Raw genomic sequence first — 17,317 nt, 5'->3', positions numbered from 1 at the left:
GGGTCGGTATTTTTAGTTCAAAAAATTATCAATTTTTTAGGCTGAGGTTTTTCTACAACCTGGTTAGGTGTTTCAAGTAGGCAAGATTAGGAGGATTTGTGTCAGATCAGAGGATAAAAATTCCAAGAGCTTCGGATAAGGTACTAATTGCCTGCTTCAAGGATCTTGCGAAGATTACCGGTGTTACCCAGATAAGCATAAATGCACTGGGATTTAATAACATAGGTGCGGTAGATCTTGACGGGGAGTTGCCGAGTTCTCTGGAATTAATTCTTAAAAAGAATTCCGCTATCATCGAGACGATTTCACTAAACTGGCCGGGTTTACCGATTACGTTCCATCGTGGTGGAGGTTACCCGGCTCAGGAAAAATCTGGAATATACGATGAAGTAGTAATGCGGCAGAACCAGAATCAGAATCAGGGAAGCCGTGATAGCGAAGAAGTGATTGAAGTAGTTTCAGTCATAAACAAGAAGCTGAAAGCGTTCGACCCCAAGAGATCAGCTTCTGGCAGCATGAGTGAGGAGCAGGCCCACTTTGAGGCTCTTCATAACTCAAGCATTGAAAGGCTTGAGCTTCTGAATGAAGAACTCATTAAGAAAACTCACGACTACCGCTTAAAACTAGATGATGATCACCAGAGACGAATAAAGAACCTAGAAGACGAATTTGAAAACCGAAGAAAAGAGCTTGATAAAAAGATAGAGGAACAAGAATCTAAAATCACGGGAAGGGAACAGAGTTTAGAAGAAGAAAGAAAAAAACTTGATGACAGCAATAACACTCACGCACGGCGTGAAATTCGAAGAGATATACTTAGAGAGATAAAGGCTCGACAGGACAAATTTAGTTTGACTGAAGGGACAAATAAGCTAAGAAAACCAATTGCTGTAGCCATGATTGGGTTAATTGCAATTTTTGTTTTCTTGGGTTCTGTTTCCGCTCTAGAATTCTACGAAATCCTCAGATCATCTGATATGAGCAAGATTTTAATTGCAAGCGTTAAACAGTTTATATATACAGGTGGCGCAGTTGCTTCAGTTGTGTTTTTAATCAGGTGGATGAATCGATGGTTTGAGCTGCACTCACAATCTGAGTTTTATATGAAGCAATTTGAGCTTGATATGGAAAGAGCGAGCTGGCTTGTAGAAACGAGCTTGGAATGGAAGGATGCGAAAGGAACAGCCATTCCTACCGAATTACTGGAGAGCCTGTCGAGAAATTTGTTTGTCAATGAAGGTCAAAAGGTTGAACAGGTTCAACATCCTGCTGATCAGTTGGCATCCGCGTTAATGGGGAGCGCTTCTGGGGTAAAACTAAAAGCCGGAGATTCTTCCATTGAAATTGACCCTAAGAAGCTCACTAAGGCCAAACCAATTGAACCCGGCACCTAATCGGGTAGCCGGGGGTGTCTAGCCGCCCAGCCCCCACAACACCCTGCATGTGGCACCGCATCCACCGCGCAGTGACACCAAACCAGCTTTTTTCAGATATTCATCCGATAATGCTTGGTTGATCCATGGTGTTTTGGAGCTGCGCCAAGGATCTTTACTCGAACACCCAGTCTGATTAAGTTTCTTTCCTTGGTGCTGGGACGCTGACATAAAGCATATTTTCACCCCACTGCAAATTTTAATACTGCCACTGCAAGGAGGCATCCATGGCTTTTCGTTTTCGTAACACGATCCGCATTGCACCCGGTATTCGCCTGAATCTGGGTAAAACGGGCATCAGTCTTTCTGCCGGGGTGAGGGGTGCAACGGTCACTGCAGGTAAGCGTGGGGTGCATGGCAATGTGGGTCTGCCTGGTACGGGCCTGTCTTACCGCACCCGCCTGGACAAAAGCCCGGCGCATCGCCGCCGGGTTGAGCAGGAAGAAAAACGTCAGCATCGCACCAGGAACCAGCAACTAGTCAGGGAGAACAACCCGGACCTGGCTGAAGTCATCTTGTCACTGGATGACCGGGGTCAGCTGGTCGTGGCCAATGCCAGTGGCCAACCCGTTGACCCAGCCCTGCGTCGTCGGTTGTTAAAAGACTTTGAGCAAGACATTCAGGACTGGCTGGAAGAGCAGATGGATCGCATCAATGGCGATATGGATCTGTTGCTGAACCCGCATCTGGATACCCTGGCCCCGAACAGTTCACCCCCTGAATATCAGGTGGAGCCCTTCACCGAGCTGCAACCGCGCAAGCCGCAACTTGAGCAGCCACCCGCTCAACCGGAACAACCAGAAGAGCCCCGCATCGGTTTCTTTGATCGTCTCCTTCCAGGCCGTAAGCAACGATTATTGGATGCTTGGCAACAAGCCATGACAGAGTGGAAATCGGCCCATGAACTTTGGGAAAAGGAAGTGGATGAGCTGAACAACCAACAGGCTGAAAGCATTCTGGAATATGAAAAAAACCTGGCTGCATGGCGGCAGCGCAAGGAAGCCCATGACCAGCAGCAGCGGGTGGAAGATGGCAGCTTTTTTGAGCGCCTGAATAACGACCCGGACTTAATGACCGAGGTGATCCAAGCCGAACTGGACGCTCTTGATTGGCCCCGAGAAACCCTGATCGACTTTGACCTGGATACCGACAACAAGCTTTTAAAGCTGGATGTGGATCTCCCGGAAATCGAAGGCTTTCCCGATCAAGAAGCTCGTCTTGGAGCCAGAGAGCTGCGCCTGGTGCTCAAGACCAAAAGTCAGACTCAACTCAACAACGAATACGCTCGTCATTTGCATGGCGTTCTTCTACGCATCATCGGTACGGCTTTCGCCAGCCTGCCCAGCCTTCAGCAACTGATCATCTCCGGCTACAGCCAACGCCTGAACCCGGCCACCGGGCATGAAGAAGATGACTACCTGCTATCCGCCCGTGTGGCCCGTTCAGATTTTGAAAAAATCAACTTCGACAACCTGGAAGAAGTGGACCCCATCTTCGCCCTGGATGCTTTTGAGTTGGTGAGGGACATGAGTGGGCGGTATGCTTTTAAACCAATTCAGCCGCTGGAAAGTTAACAAGAAAAAGGAATACAAATGCCCAAGTCAGATTCTCAGCAGCGCATAGCCCTTTTGATCGACACGGATAATGCTTCCAGTAGCCGCATAGAGGCAGTGCTTCAAGAGCTGGCTCAGTATGGCAAAACCAATATTCGACGGGCCTACGGCAACTGGAAAAGTGAATACCTCAAGAACTGGGAAGCCTGCCTCCATGAGTATGCCATTACACCCATCCAGCAGTTTGATCTAACCAAAGGCAAGAATGCCACAGACATGGCCATCACGATAGATGCCATGGATCTGCTTTATGGTGGCAAGGTCGATACCTTTGCCTTGGTCTCCAGTGATTCTGACTTCACGCCACTGGTCATGCGGTTAAGGGCTGAAGGCTTGCCGGTGATTGGCTTTGGTCGAAAACAAACACCTGCGCCTTTTACCCGTGCTTGCAGCGATTTTTTGTTTCTGGAGCAGCTGGATACAGGTAGTGAAGTAGCTGAGAGCAATGATCAGCAAGAAGCGGGGAATAGCTACCAGCGCAAAACGCCTAACGAGCTGAAATCCGATACCCGATTGATGAACCTTCTGCGTAAGGCCATCGATACATCAAAAGATGAACAGGGCTGGGCATTCCTGGGTACTGTAGGGAGTCTGATCAAAAACCAGGAGCCTTTCGACCCGCGTAATTACGGCTATAAAAAGCTGGGTGACTTGGTTAGAGCTATCGATCTTTTTGAATGCAAGGAAAAGAAGGGCGCTGGCCTCTATGTCCGTGATCTGCGAGCAAATCAGGGTTAAACAACAGCCGTAGCTTTGACCCCCATCCCCCACAGGGCTAAACTCCTGCGATCTTTTCCCCTCCACCATTGCAGTTAACGGAATCATCAATGAGCCACAATATCACTCTGCAACAACTGGAATCCTTTCTCTGGGAGGCCGCCGATATCCTGCGCGGCAATATGGATGCGTCTGAGTACAAGGATTACATCTTCGGCATGATGTTCCTGAAGCGCCTGTCGGATGCCTTTGAGGAAGCTCAGGAAGGGGTGGTGAATTATTACCTGGAAAAAGGCAAGAGCGAAGCCCAGGCCCGTGATTTGGCTGATGATGAGGATGAGTACGACAAAACCTTCTATATCCCGCCCAGTGCTCGCTGGGGTGCGATCAAAGACCTGAAGCACGACATAGGTGCAGAGCTGAACAAGGCCACTGAAGCGATTGAAGAATCCAATGCCTCGCTGGAAGGGGTGCTGGTGTCGATCGACTTCAACATCAAAAACAAGCTGTCCGACAAAAAGCTGCGTGACCTGCTCAGCCATTTCAGCCGTTACCGCCTGCGCAATGAAGATTTTGAGCGCCCAGATCTGCTGGGTACCGCCTACGAATACCTGATCAAGATGTTTGCCGACAGTGCCGGTAAAAAGGGCGGGGAGTTCTACACCCCCTCGGAAGTGGTGCAGCTGCTGGTGACCCTGCTCAACCCCCATGCCGGAATGCGGATTTATGATCCCACCGCCGGTTCCGGTGGCATGCTGGTGCAAACCCGTAACCACCTGGCCAGAAATGGTGAAAACCCATCCAATCTGTCGTTGTTCGGGCAGGAGATGAACCTCAACACCTGGGCCATCTGCAAGATGAACATGTTCCTGCACGGTGTTTACAGTGCGGATATTCGCAAGGGCGATACCCTGGGCGACCCTCAGCATACCCAGGGTGGCGAACTCATGACCTTTGATCGCGTCATCGCCAATCCGCCTTTCAGCCTGAAAAAATGGGGCAAGGAAGAAGCGGCTAACGATGCCTATGGTCGTTTCCCCTATGGCACACCGCCCAAGGATGCCGGGGATCTGGCGTTTGTGCAGCACATGATCGCCAGTCTCAATGCTGAAGGCATGATGGGGGTGGTCATGCCGCATGGGGTGCTCTTCCGGGGTGCCAGCGAAAAGGCCATCCGCCAGGGCATTCTGCAAGACGACCTGCTGGAAGCCGTGGTGGGCCTGCCCGCAGCGCTTTTCTACGGCACCGGCATTCCCGCCTGCCTGTTAATCATCAACAAAGACAAGCCCGCTGAGCGCAAGGGCCGGGTGCTCTTCATCAACAGTGAGCTGGAATACGAAGAAGGCAAAAACCAAAACAAGCTGCGTCAGCAGGACATTGAAAAAATCGTCCAGACTTTTGACGACTATGCCGAAATCAAACGCTACTCCAGGGTCGTGCCCCTGGATGAAATTGCCGAAAACGACTACAACCTGAACATCCGCCGCTACGCCGACACCAGCCCACCCCCGGAAATCTTTGACGTTCGTGCCCTGCTGCATGGCGGCATCCCGGTGCGGGAAGTGGAAAGCGAATACATCCGTGAAGAAATCCTGATCGACTTTGATGTCAGCTGCATCTTTGACCGCAGGGATAACGACTACTTTGACTTCAAACACAGCATTGAAAGCAAAGAACAACTGCGTGACATCATCCAGCAGCAAGCCCCCGATGCTGAAAATACCTCAGCCGTGATTAGCCAGGTGGAACGCTGGTGGGATAAGTACAAAGTCTCGCTAAAAGAACTGGATCAGCAGGTCGCAGAAGCGGAAAGCGTGATGAAAGGGTATCTCAAGGAGTTGGGATATGAGTGAGTTTATAAAAGCACCCAAGGAGTGGAAGCGAGTGGTAGTTGGTGCAATAGCACAAGTAATTGATCCGCACCCTAGCCATCGGGCACCAATAGAAGACCCGCAAGGAATCCCTTTTGCCGGTATCGGGGATTTGGATGAATTTGGTAATGTTCGTGAAAATAAGGTTCGTAAGGTGCCAAGTGAAATTTTCGATGAGCATATCCAACGTTACCAAATAACAGACAATACTATTGGATTTGGTCGAGTGGCATCGATAGGCAAGATCATAGATTTTAAGCGCTTTAACCGGAAAGTCACGATATCGCCGACTATAGCGATCGTTGAACCTAATGGCAAAGTAGACAAAAAGTTCCTTGTTCACTGTCTGAGATCTCAACCTACACAAGCACAGATAAATTTTTTTCTTACAGGTTCAACTCGTTCATCATTGGGTATCGCACTACTGCGTGATCTACTCGTACCTGAACCCCCACTCCCCGAACAGAACAAAATCGCTGCCATTCTGTCATCCGTTGATGAGGTGATCGAAAAAACACGCACCCAGATCGACAAGCTCAAAGACCTGAAAACCGGCATGATGCAAGAGCTGCTGACCAAAGGCATTGGGCCGGGCGGCGTTCCGCACACCGAGTTCAAAGACTCACCCGTGGGGCGGATACCAGCGGGGTGGAGTATTCAAGAGATTAGTAAGGTTTGCAGCCACATTGTAGACTGTGTAAACAAGACTGCTCCGGTTGTTAACTATGCAACCCCATACAGAATGATTCGAACCACGAATGTGCGTGACGGTAGAGTCAAAACTGAAAACTTGCGTTATGTCACCTCCAAGACATTTGACCTTTGGACAAGGCGTTTAAAGCTTGAAAAGGGCGACTTGATTTTTACACGTGAAGCTCCTGTTGGTGAGTGTGGCCTTCTGGAAAATGCAGAAGGACTGTTTCTTGGTCAACGTACCATGGTTTATAGGGTCGATCAAAGCAAGATGCTTAACCAGTTTTTACTTTATTCCTTGCAGAGTGAATACTGCCAGTTGCAGCTTTCGGATTTAAGTGGTGGAAGCACAACACCTCACCTGCGTGTACCTGATTGCAGTAAAATCATTTTAAAAGTCCTGAGGTGGTCTAATGGATTTGTACAACCCAGTTAAGCATAATCAACTTAACTGAGGTGAAAGCAATGACAACACGCAAGAAATACTCCAAAGAATTCAAACTGGATGCCATCAGTCTGGTGCTTGAACAGAATTACACCCGAACTGAAGCCGCAAGAAGCCTGGGCATCAACTCCCAGATGCTGGGGCGCTGGGTGCAGGAACACCGGTCTGATGAGGGTCAGTCCTTTCGTGGTAATGGCAAGCTGACCCCCGAGCAGGAAGAACTCAGAAAGCTCAAGGCCCAGGTCAAACGCCTTGAAATGGAAAGAGATATATTAAAAAAGGCGACGGCATTCTTTGCAGCCGAAACGAAATAAAATATTCGTTCATCACCCAGCACAAGAATGCCTACCCCATCAGCCTGCAGTGTCAGGTATTGGGTGTCAGTCGCAATGGCTATTACCAGTACCAGAAGCGTCTGGAGAATGGCCCGGATAACCCTTTGCGTCAGGAAATGCTGGAAGAGGTCAAGAACATTGCCGAGAGTGCAGGCTATGTCTATGGTAGCCGTCGAATGCAGCGAGCACTCAATGCACTCGGCTACCCGGTGAGCCGAAGCAAGGCCAGAAAACTAATGCGTGAGGCGGGTGTTCAGGCCCGTCAGCGCAGGAAATACAAGGCCACGACCAACAGCAACCATGGTCATCCGGTCTTCGACAACCTGCTCAAGCGCAAGTTTGATGTGCCTCAGCCTGACCAGGCTTATGCCTCCGATGTAACCTACATCTGGACGCAGGAAGGCTGGCTTTACCTGGCTGTTGTCATCGACCTGTGTTCACGCCGGGTGGTGGGCTGGAGCATGAGTTCAAGAATGAAGTCGAGGCTTGTTTGCGATGCCTTGCAGATGGCTCTGTGGCAACGACAACCCCAGGCCGGGTTAATCCACCATTCGGATCGGGGTTCCCAGTATGCCAGCAAAGCGTTCCGACGTTTACTGAAAGCCCACGGCATCCGAGGCAGCATGAGCAGGAAAGGTGACTGTTGGGACAATGCTGTTGTGGAAAGCTTCTTTGGCAGCCTGAAGCAGGAGCGGGTGCACTGGAGGAGTTACCAGACACGCCATGAAGCCCAACAGGACATTCTGGAGTACATCAGTATGTTCTATAACGGCAGGCGGCTGCACTCCTATCTGGGCTATATGAGCCCAAATCATTTTGAGCAGCAGTGGTCGGAAGTGAAAGAGGCGGCTTAACTGGGTGTCACAAAAACCTTGACCACGTCATCCCTCCAGTTAATGAGCAACGTCTAATAAGTGGCTCAATTTCAAGCGTTGATTCTTTGCTTGCAAGCAGGCAACAGAAGCTTGATGAACTAGCAAGCCTTAAAAAAGCTCTGATGCAAGACCTGCTCACCGGCAAAGTCCGTGTTCAGGTGGATACTCCAGAAACTGCCGAAGCCTGAATCCTTGTTAAGCCACCAGACCTTTTGCACAAAGCTCTGGTGGCTGGTTTGATTGGTTTTACAGAACCTGAAGCACGCCTTCCCGCAGTAGCTTGTATTTGACAATGCCATCCAGCTTATCCAGCCTTGCACTGAGCGGATCGCCAGTTTTCATCAGATTGCGAATAGGGTTGATCACTTTTTTCTGTATATCTTTGGGGGTGTTCAGGCTCGTAAGAATCAGTGAATAAGTCCAGGATTGCTCAGTCCAGCACTCAACTTCGGGATACCAGTTGAGTAAAACATTTTCCTGCACTGAAAAACCATCAAAATGCTCTAAAAGCAGTGACATGTATTGCCCATCATTTAAGTCGACAGGCGCATCCCATAAAGAAATATGAATCAGTGGCTCATGATTATTCGCTTCTTCATGGGTCATGCCCTCACCGTCCAGGCTGACCTGAATGATTAAATACCTTTGTGCCTCTTTTCTGTTCCTTTTGGTTTTTTGCAGAGGCAGCACCTCAGAGTAAAACTCACATACATAGTTTTCATCATCCAGATAAGACTCTTCGGACCAGCCGCGTCCATGTGTGTAGGCATTGCAGCCAAGTTGATCTTTTTCAATCGCGCTGTTGATTTCATTTTTGATCATAGCGACTAGCGCATTGATTTCTTTTCCAGCTTGCTTGATCAGCTTCACGCTATTGTGCAGGTTCACACCAGCCGTTGGTGCCATGGTGGTCATTCCTTTTAAGTTTCTGATGAATGGATGGGGCTGCTCCAGAAAACTGGACGCTGCTCTGAGAAAACAATTTCCGGTGCGCTGTTGAGTGATCCAAAGCCCTTGAATCGATGTATGCCCAAACAATCCAATGTATGGGCCATCATTTCTGGCCAAGCGCCTAACTCAAGGTATGACTGATCAAATAAACCCATCAGCTCATACCAGCTGATTCTCAGCAGGCGTCCTTTCCAGATGTCGCCAGCATCGCTACTCAAAGCAGCCTGTGCTTCACTGGTTTCTGGTGCAATGAAAAGATGGTAGGCGGCGGTTTGCTCTTTATTGGTGAGGCAGTGCCGCCATTGGCGATGCAGTTGGTGCTCCCCGCTCAATGGAGCACGCCACTTCAGCTCGACAATCAGCTTTAAGGTCTTCCCATCAGACCAGGACAGCTCGACAAGCAAGTCAGGTTCGACACGCTGCCCTGGTCCAGCGGAGAACGAAGGCCAGAATTTCATGCAAACACCTTCTGGTGAAGTGTCTGGGCAGTAATTCGGTGCTTCAAACTCAAGTAAAAGCTGGTGCCAGAAGAGTGCTGCATTTCTTTCTGGCATGAACTGGAGGGGACCAAGCAAAAGGGCGGTCAACTCATCTTCTTCAGCCACTCTGGCTTCGGTGCCATCTCGCTCTCCAAGATATCTGCGATAGATTTTACTCTTCCCTTGATGAATCGCTTGAAGCATGTGAAGTATCCTTTTAAAAGTGGGCAGTGTTCAGTTTTTCAAGTGGCTTCTATCTCACGGAATGCGAACCCTAGCAGCAGGAGAAGTCACCATAACGCATATTACGGAGCTGCCTCTACGCTGGTTTGAATCAGGTTTTCAACCTCTGAATAGATATCAACTTCCGTATCCGGTACATCAATGCTGACGATGAGGCTGAAGCGAATAGTGTTTTTCCAGCGCTCTTCCCCCGCACGATATTTCCACCAGCCGCCAACAGGGTAAACAGCCAGGGTGTGCATGTCAGCAAGATCTGCGGCAGCACCCTTCCACGTATCCGAATGGATAGAGCCTCGGGTTTTGAGTGTGGGTCCAAGTAGCCAGCCGCTGTTATCACCTTCAACGCCTTGATAGTCATCTACAGAATCATTGGCAACCTTGTTGATGGCTGCACGGAAGTTTTTTAAAGTCTGGCTGGGTCGAATGACAGCAAAACGCAGACCGTGAGATTGATAGCTGTAACGCTGGCGGTAGCCTCTGCGGCCAGGATTAGGTTCGATGAAATAAGACAGGGTTACTCGGAGTTTAATGTCCAGCTCAGGGGGTAGTTTGCGCAATTCTTCAATCGGCCAGGGCAACTGATAGAGCTGCATTTCGTTCAGTTTAGGGTCTTTCGATGCAGTGTTTTCAACCTTGGTGAAAGGCTGCAAGGTGTCTTGCACGACCAAAGTCAGGGCATGGTTGGCACTGTATCTTGCCCGCTCAAGATTGGGGACACCATAGCCAGCAGAACGCAACATCACCTTTGCGGCATTGGTCGCGGTGTGGTCTTTTTGCAATCGCCCAAAATGTTCCCACATTCTGGGCGTCCACTCAGCAGAATGGACAATCAGAGCACGTAGGGTCTCCGGCCAGTAATCCGGTCGTTCAGACATCAGTTGTGCGGCCAGGCGGGATATCAAAGCACTGGCTGCACTGGTGTCTTTAGCATTTTCAAACAATTGCCCGCTGGTTCGGCCTGAAGTGGTTAATAAAGAAACCGTGTCAGCATCTGAAACCTCCTGACCATCCGGTGATAACAAGTAGTTGCCACCTTCAGCAACAACGTCTGGTTTGTAGGGTGCCTGTTTTTTCCAGCCCCAATTAACGGATGACCGACTTGCAGGAGAGAGGCTGCCTGGTTGAGCAAAGGGTGACCAGTCTACGAAGTCCTCCTCGTCATTGGTGGATTTTTCTGTGTAGGCTCCAACAGTTAGGGCGTTCCATGCCTGGGCGGGATCTTCAATTTGAGCAAGATTAACCTGATCCCAACAGCTTAGCCTGGCGTTGATTTGCGTATTGTTACCAGCGGATATGACAAAAAGCCGTTGTAAATCATCTTCCAGACCAAAAGCAAATTGATCAATTTCGGCAGACCAGGAGGAGGGCATCCCGCCGATTGATTCAGGATCAGAGGTCACGGCCAGTGAGTAAATACGGGAGATAAAGGGATTATTGGCTTCGAGTTTGGAAGCAGTGCCAACAGTAATGGCTCCATAAAGTTCAGGGTCGTTACTACCAGTTGGAGGAAGAATTCGGCCTGATTCTATTCGGTAAGCAACCTGAATGTCTTCTTGGCTGAGCAGTACCTGATCAAGCTCACCCAGTGCAGCCAACCCGGCTTGTCTGGAGCCATGGTCGTTGTAGTGAGCAAGGGGTTGTGTTGGCAGGTATTCATCGTAATTTGGCCAGCTGGGATGCCAGGTTTCAGCCAGTTCTTGACCCGTGAGCTGTTGAAGCAAGGGATGATTGTAATTGACCCCCGCATCCAGAATGACAATGGCAGTGCTGCTGTCTTCATCCATCTTGATTCGGGCATTCAGATCTCTGGCCCAGTCATGCTGCTCTTTGGGAGACATGGAAATGAAGACATTGGGAGTTTCCTTGGCGCGTCTGAGTTCTTCGAGGTTGGCGATCAGTTCAGGTGCTGATTCAAGCTGTTCAGCGGATGCTTTGATCAAAATAACAAAGCTGCCAAAAAAACTCAGTGAAGTATTTCCAAGTTGAGCACCCAGCCGCTCTGCCAGTTGCCGAGCGATAACATTAGGTTGAGAGTCATTAGGGCGTTTTTTCAGCCAAAGCTCCCACCAGACGGTTTGATGCCGGATTTCCGGGAAGTATTTGGGATCATCTGTCCAGAAGGATTGCAGGCTGGCGAGTTTGATTTCAGCGATACTGTCGATCAGGGGCTGGTGCTTAGGAAGGCCGCTTTTTGGGTTACTTTGATTCAGGTATTCAGTTATTTTGCGCTGGAAAGCACTGCGGCGTTTCTCAGGAATGAAGAGGATTGCAACCTCTTGATTATGAACTATTTTAAAGGCACGTAACTGAAAATCACGGTTATCCAATCTATCCAGTGGCAGGTCAAGGTTAGGAAAACCAACTATTTCTACGTAAATACCGGTTTCGTCAGTAATAGATGCAGTCGATTCAGATTTACGGGCCTGATGGTGCGTCAGTGCATCAGCATATTGCTGAGCCAGTGCCTGCCCATGAAGAACCCGGTTTTGCAAGGGAGCCTGGCCACTTCTTCCCTGGTTTCTGGATTGAAAATCTTCCTGTTTACCAAATCCAGAGAGTAATAGATGCGGTTTCCGATCCGCCATAGCTTACCTTCCTTAGAATTTTCCGTTTTGACGACGATGGACAGCTTTGGTGATCAATCCAGTAGTAATTTTTGCATCCTGGTAAAGAACGGCTTCTTTGGCAGCATCTTCACAGGCACGGGTGATATCGGCAGAGCTTAAACCCGTTGCGGCCTGCGTGATCTCTTGCCAAGCCAGGGCCTCGGTATCAAATGCAGACAGGCGGTTTTCAATAAGCTGTCTGATTTGGGCTTCGCCGGGTTTTTGGAACTGAATGATGTCATCAAAACGCCGGTAGAGGGCTTTATCCAGTAGCTCCGGGTGGTTAGTAGCTGCCAAAATGATGCTTTCGGACGCGTCCTGCTCAACAAATAGCAGAAAGGAGTTTAGCACCCTGCGAATTTCACCAACATCATTGGTGGCACCTCGCTGTGTACCGATGGCATCAAACTCATCAAACAGGTAAACCGCTCGTGTCTGCTGGATGTGATCAAAAATCAGCCGTAGCTTTGCAGCTGTTTCACCCATGTAGCGGGTAATCAGATTATCCAGAACGATAGTGTACAAGGGTAACTTCAGCTCGGATGCCAGGACGGCAGCCGAAAGAGTTTTGCCTGTACCGGGGGAACCGGTGAAAAGCAGTTTGCGCCGGGGGGTCAGACCGTACTCTGCCAAGCGGCTTTTTTGTCGTTGCTCCAACAATACCTGATTAAGCCGTTCTTCTACTTCATCGGATAGAACCAGGTCGTTTTTACGAGCTGCTGAGTGTGTTAGCTCCAACAGGCCTTTCAGGTCTCCTTTGGGTTGCTGAACCAGAGGAGTGGGTTTGGCTGGGGCGATACTCAGGTTGTTGGCAGATTTTTGCGAGCGCTCAACGGTCGCTTTGATATCACTGGCTAGCTTGTGGTGGCCCTTGCGAGCTTCTTTGGCAGCCACTTGCAGAGCAATAGAGTAGAACCGCTGTTCATCATGATCAGCGTGGCTTTTTAAAAGTGCTTTGATTTGCTCTGCGGTCGCCATAATCTACTCAGTGTTATCCTGTGCTCTGATTTATAAAGTATAACGCTTCCTTGCAGCACTTCCTATTTTACTTGTGGGCCAGTTCGCTGTAACTTTTGCAGGATAGAAAACCGCTTTAATCATCTACTACAAAGCCCACAAGGAGCCTCTCTTGTTTCAGGACGAAATCATCAAAGTCGAACAGCCTGCTTTGGCTCAGTTGCAAAAACTGGGTTGGATTTATGTGCCAGGGGCAGAGCTGGCTCCGGCAGTGGTGAAAGAAGGGGCGGCCCCTGCTGAGCGGGCCTATTATCGGGATGTGGTGCTCTTGCCTCGGCTGGAAGGAGCGCTTCGGCGCTTAAATCCCTGGATCAGTGAAGAAAACCTGCGCAAGGTGATGCGGGATATCACCCATCCCAATCATGCGGGCTTAATGGAATACAACCAGTCGCTTTACGAGCTGCTGGTGAATTACATTTCGGTCGATCAGGACTTGGGCAAGGGGCGCAAGGGTCAGACGGTGAAGATCGTCGATTTTGACGACCCCGCCAATAACGACTTTCTCTGTACCAATCAATTCAAGGTAGAAGGGGCCAATCAGAACATCATTCCTGATGTGGTCTGCTTTGTGAATGGCCTGCCGTTGGCCGTGATGGAGTGCAAATCCCCTTATGTGGCCAATGCCCTGGAGCAGGGGATTGACCAGCTTCGGCGTTATGCCAATTTGCGACAGCCGGAAGTGGAAGAAGGTGCCCAAAAGCTTTTCTGGTACAACCAGATGCTGGTGTCCACCTGCCGCGATCAGGCGCGTGTGGGTACGATCAGCTCCAGCGCCCAGCATTATGGTGACTGGAAGGATGCCTACCCCTTTACCGATGAGCAGTTGCTTGAACTTCGCAATGCCCCCTTGCCCCATCACGACCTGCAGGCCAACCAACTTTCTGATGTGCCCTCTGCTGTCTATCTGGCTGAAGCCCAACGTCTGGCAGCCGGTGCCGAGAGTCAAGGCGAAGTCACTGCCCAGGAGCGCCTGCTGGCCGGGATTTTTGCACCACCGGCTTTTCTGGATTTGATTCAGAACTTCACCCTTTATGAAACCGTGGAAGGGCGAATTGTTAAGAAAATAGCCCGTTACCAGCAGTATCGTGCTGTGAACCGGGTCATTGAACGCCTAAAACAAGGCAAGGGTCGCAAGGCTCTCTCCAGAAAAGACAGATCTGGCGTGGTCTGGCACACCCAGGGTTCGGGTAAATCCCTGACCATGGTGATGCTGGCGGTGAAAATGCGCCGTGATCCTGAGCTGCAACAGTACAAGCTGGTGTTTGTCACGGACCGTACCCAGCTGGATAGCCAGCTTTCAGCCACCTTTCGGGATGCTCAGAATGAAACTGTGCATAACGCGGATTCCGTGGCCAAGCTGAAAACCCTGTTACAGCGGGATGCCTCGGATATTGTCACCGCCATGGTGCAGAAGTTTCAGGAGGCCGAAGAAGAGGGCGATTTCACCAACCTCAACCCCAGCGACAAAATCATCGTGCTGGCCGATGAAGCCCACCGCACCCAATTCGGTAATCTGGCAGCCACCATCAATGCCGCTCTTCCTAATGCTCCCAAAATCGGTTTTACCGGCACGCCTTTGCTGAAAACCCAGAAGATGGATCAGGCTTTTGGTGGCTATATCGATGAATACAAGATCAACCAGGCTGTGGAGGATGGGGCCACGGTGCGCATTCTGTACGAAGGCCGTCAGGTACAAACCGATGTCGTGGGGGATTCGCTGGATGCTTTGTTTGAAGAATACTTTCAGGACTACAGCGACGACGAAAAGAAAGAGATCAAGAAAAAATACGGGGTGGAGCGGGCCATTCGTGAAGCCCCGGCCCGGATACACTGGGTGTGCCTGGATCTGATAAAACACTACCGCGAGCATATTCAGCCCAACGGCTTTAAAGGCATGATCGTGGTGGGTAGCCGTCATGCTGCTGTTCTCTTCAAGCAGACGCTGGACGCGCTGAAAGCCCCCAAGGCCGAGGTGATTATCAGTGGGGGCCACAATGACAAGGCTTATCTGGCACCCTACACGGATAAGACTCGCCAGAAAGAGGCCATCAAGAACTTCACCAAGCCACTGACCGAAGACCCGACGGCCTTTCTGATCGTCAAGGACATGCTCTTGACTGGGTTTGATGCTCCCATCGCCCAGGTGATGTATATCGACCGCAGCTTGAAGGATCACACCCTGATGCAGGCCATTGCCAGGGTCAACCGCACTTGCGCATCTCCGGTGGGCAAGGGAGCCAAACAAGCTGGTTTTATTGTGGATTATTACGGCCTTTCGAATCATCTTACCGATGCACTGGATCTGTTCAGCAGTGAAGACACCGAAGGCAGCTATTACAGCCTGAAAGACGAAATACCCAAACTCAAGGCTGCGCATACCCGTGTAGTGCAAAGCCTCGCCGGGGCTCAATCTGAAGAGCTGGATGCTCAACTAATCTATCTCAAGGATGAAGACATTCGTCAGCAATTCGAGTTGGCGTTCAAACGCTTTGCCAAGCAGCTGGATGTCATTCTGCCGGATGTCGCTGCCAAGCCCTTTGTGCCTGATCTCAAGCGTTGGGGTAAGCTTCAGAATGCGGCACGTAATCGTTATCGTGATCCGGGCCTCAATATCAGTGATGCCGGTGAAAAAGTCCGCCAACTGGTGGAAGAGCACATTATCAGCACTGGTGTTGACCCCAAGATTCCACCGATTGACCTGATGGCCGGGAATTTTCGAGAGGAAGTGGAACAGATTAAATCCCCGGAATCCCGCGCCTCCGAGATTGAAAGTGCCATCAAACACCACATTACCATCAACCTGGAAGAAGACCCGGAATATTACAAATCCTTAAGCCTGCGCTTGCGAGAAATCATCGAGCGTACCCAGGGCAAGTGGGAAGAGCAAACGCAGCTGCTGCTGGAGTTTCGCAATACGATTGAAACCCAACACCAGCAGGAAGCTCAGGAGTTGGGCCTGAATGAAACCGAGTTTGCCTTCTACAACATCCTGATGGCGGAAGTGACCCAGCATTCAGGTGAAGATGCCTTGAGTGAAAGGGTGCATGAAGAAATCAAAGCCACCACCCAAGCCTTGGTGGAACAGTTTGATGAAGCGACCCAGATCGTGGACTTCTTTGCCAAGGAAGACCAGATCAAGCGCATGAAAAAAGAAATCAAACGCGCTGTACTGGATTGCTCCTTTGCTGACAAGGCGCTGGTCAAGGTCATTCAGGATCGCTTTATGGAATTGGCTCAAACCCGTTTCAAGAAAAACACCGTATGAACGCCATGACTCCCGAAGCAGAATACCGTGACGGCCAGGGCTTTATCGTTGAAGTCATCCGTACTCATCGACGCAAATCAGCCGATATTCGCGTGGAAGAAGGGGCGGTGACCCTTGTGGTGCCCGTTGACACCTCATTGGAAAAGATTGATCAACTGTTGGCCAGCAAACGCCGCTGGATCAAAGAAAAAATGGCACTGCAACAAGAGCAATCGCCTGCCAGTAGCCGCCAATTTGTCTCAGGAGAAGCTTTTCCCTACCTGGGGCGCAACTACCGTCTGAAAGTCATACGTGGCCCCTTTGCGCCTGTAAAGCTCCTGAATGGACGCTTGCTGGTGGCCTTGCCCAATGACGATAAGCAGCCTCACATGGTGCGTAACGCCCTGGTGCGCTGGTATAAACGCCAGGCTCAGCAAAAGCTCAAGGAAAAAGTGGCACGTTTTGCACCCAAGGTTGGCGTGGAGCCAGGAAGTGTAGGAATCAAAACCTTCAAATCCCGCTGGGGGAGCTGCACCACCAAGGGGGATCTGGAATTCAACTGGCAAATCTTCCTGGCACCCAACCGAATGGTGGATTATGTCGTCATCCATGAGCTTTGCCACCTGATCCGTCACGACCACTCCCCCGAATTCTGGCAGGAAGTCGCGCGGGTTATGCCCGATTACCAGGAATGCAGGGAGTGGCTGAAGGCCAATGCGGTGAGATTGAGTTTGTAGGCCGGTTTTTTAAGCCAAAATTCCGGCGAGGGATTGTCTTCGTACTTTCAGCAAAGAG

At 50.2% G+C, this 17,317-nt stretch carries 12 protein-coding genes; 8 read left to right on the top strand and 4 right to left on the bottom strand.

Going from position 1 to position 17,317, the window contains the following annotated elements; translation table 11 throughout:
* The first annotated feature begins 98 nt into the window (after nucleotides 1-98).
* From LG323_RS03305 to LG323_RS03280, 6 genes are all read left to right on the top strand, one after another.
* Complete coding sequence (locus LG323_RS03305; RefSeq protein ID WP_404419017.1) at nucleotides 99-1,394, top strand: hypothetical protein; 1,296 nt, start codon at nucleotides 99-101, stop codon at nucleotides 1,392-1,394.
* Between the two features lie 266 nt (nucleotides 1,395-1,660).
* Complete coding sequence (locus LG323_RS03300) at nucleotides 1,661-3,007, top strand: DUF4236 domain-containing protein (protein ID WP_404419015.1); 1,347 nt, start codon at nucleotides 1,661-1,663, stop codon at nucleotides 3,005-3,007.
* A gap of 18 nt (nucleotides 3,008-3,025) precedes the next feature.
* Complete coding sequence (locus tag LG323_RS03295) at nucleotides 3,026-3,784, top strand: NYN domain-containing protein (protein WP_404419013.1); 759 nt, start codon at nucleotides 3,026-3,028, stop codon at nucleotides 3,782-3,784.
* Nucleotides 3,785-3,873: 89 nt separating this feature from the next.
* Nucleotides 3,874-5,616, top strand: coding sequence for a type I restriction-modification system subunit M (locus LG323_RS03290; protein ID WP_404419011.1), 1,743 nt, complete (start codon nucleotides 3,874-3,876; stop codon nucleotides 5,614-5,616).
* Complete coding sequence (locus LG323_RS03285; RefSeq protein WP_404419009.1) at nucleotides 5,609-6,763, top strand: restriction endonuclease subunit S; 1,155 nt, start codon at nucleotides 5,609-5,611, stop codon at nucleotides 6,761-6,763. The genes LG323_RS03290 and LG323_RS03285 overlap by 8 nt, the downstream gene beginning before the upstream one ends.
* 29 nt (nucleotides 6,764-6,792) lie before the next feature.
* A protein-coding gene (locus LG323_RS03280) for an IS3 family transposase (protein ID WP_404418845.1) occupies nucleotides 6,793-7,961 on the top strand; the annotation gives its coding sequence in 2 pieces (ribosomal slippage) (nucleotides 6,793-7,045 and nucleotides 7,045-7,961; 1,170 coding nt in all).
* 267 nt (nucleotides 7,962-8,228) lie between these two features.
* On the opposite strand, the gene LG323_RS03275 is transcribed toward LG323_RS03280, so the two are convergent.
* The 4 genes from LG323_RS03275 to LG323_RS03260 form a co-directional block, all read right to left on the bottom strand.
* Nucleotides 8,229-8,888: a hypothetical protein gene (locus tag LG323_RS03275; RefSeq protein ID WP_404419007.1), complete on the bottom strand. Its 660-nt coding sequence runs from the start codon at nucleotides 8,886-8,888 to the stop codon at nucleotides 8,229-8,231.
* Nucleotides 8,889-8,902: 14 nt separating this feature from the next.
* Nucleotides 8,903-9,616: a hypothetical protein gene (locus LG323_RS03270; protein ID WP_404419005.1), complete on the bottom strand. Its 714-nt coding sequence runs from the start codon at nucleotides 9,614-9,616 to the stop codon at nucleotides 8,903-8,905.
* Between the two features lie 101 nt (nucleotides 9,617-9,717).
* Nucleotides 9,718-12,240 (bottom strand): S8 family peptidase, encoded by a 2,523-nt coding sequence (locus tag LG323_RS03265; RefSeq protein ID WP_404419003.1) that lies wholly within the window; start codon nucleotides 12,238-12,240, stop codon nucleotides 9,718-9,720.
* 12 nt (nucleotides 12,241-12,252) lie between these two features.
* Nucleotides 12,253-13,239, bottom strand: coding sequence for an AAA family ATPase (locus tag LG323_RS03260; protein WP_404419001.1), 987 nt, complete (start codon nucleotides 13,237-13,239; stop codon nucleotides 12,253-12,255).
* 151 nt (nucleotides 13,240-13,390) lie between these two features.
* On the opposite strand from LG323_RS03260, the gene LG323_RS03255 reads away from it, so the two are divergent.
* Nucleotides 13,391-16,543: a type I restriction endonuclease subunit R gene (locus LG323_RS03255; RefSeq protein ID WP_404418999.1), complete on the top strand. Its 3,153-nt coding sequence runs from the start codon at nucleotides 13,391-13,393 to the stop codon at nucleotides 16,541-16,543.
* Entirely contained in the window at nucleotides 16,540-17,259 is a 720-nt protein-coding gene (locus LG323_RS03250) for a M48 family metallopeptidase (protein WP_404418997.1), read from the top strand. Before LG323_RS03255 ends, LG323_RS03250 begins: the two co-directional genes overlap by 4 nt.
* Nucleotides 17,260-17,317: the final 58 nt, after the last annotated feature.

It is taken from the genome of Marinospirillum sp., assembly GCF_044810985.1.
In the GTDB taxonomy this organism is placed as follows: Bacteria; Pseudomonadota; Gammaproteobacteria; order Pseudomonadales; family Halomonadaceae; genus Marinospirillum.
The sequence above is the reverse complement of the archived record's forward strand: the minus strand, read 5'-3'. Positions and strand labels throughout refer to the sequence as shown.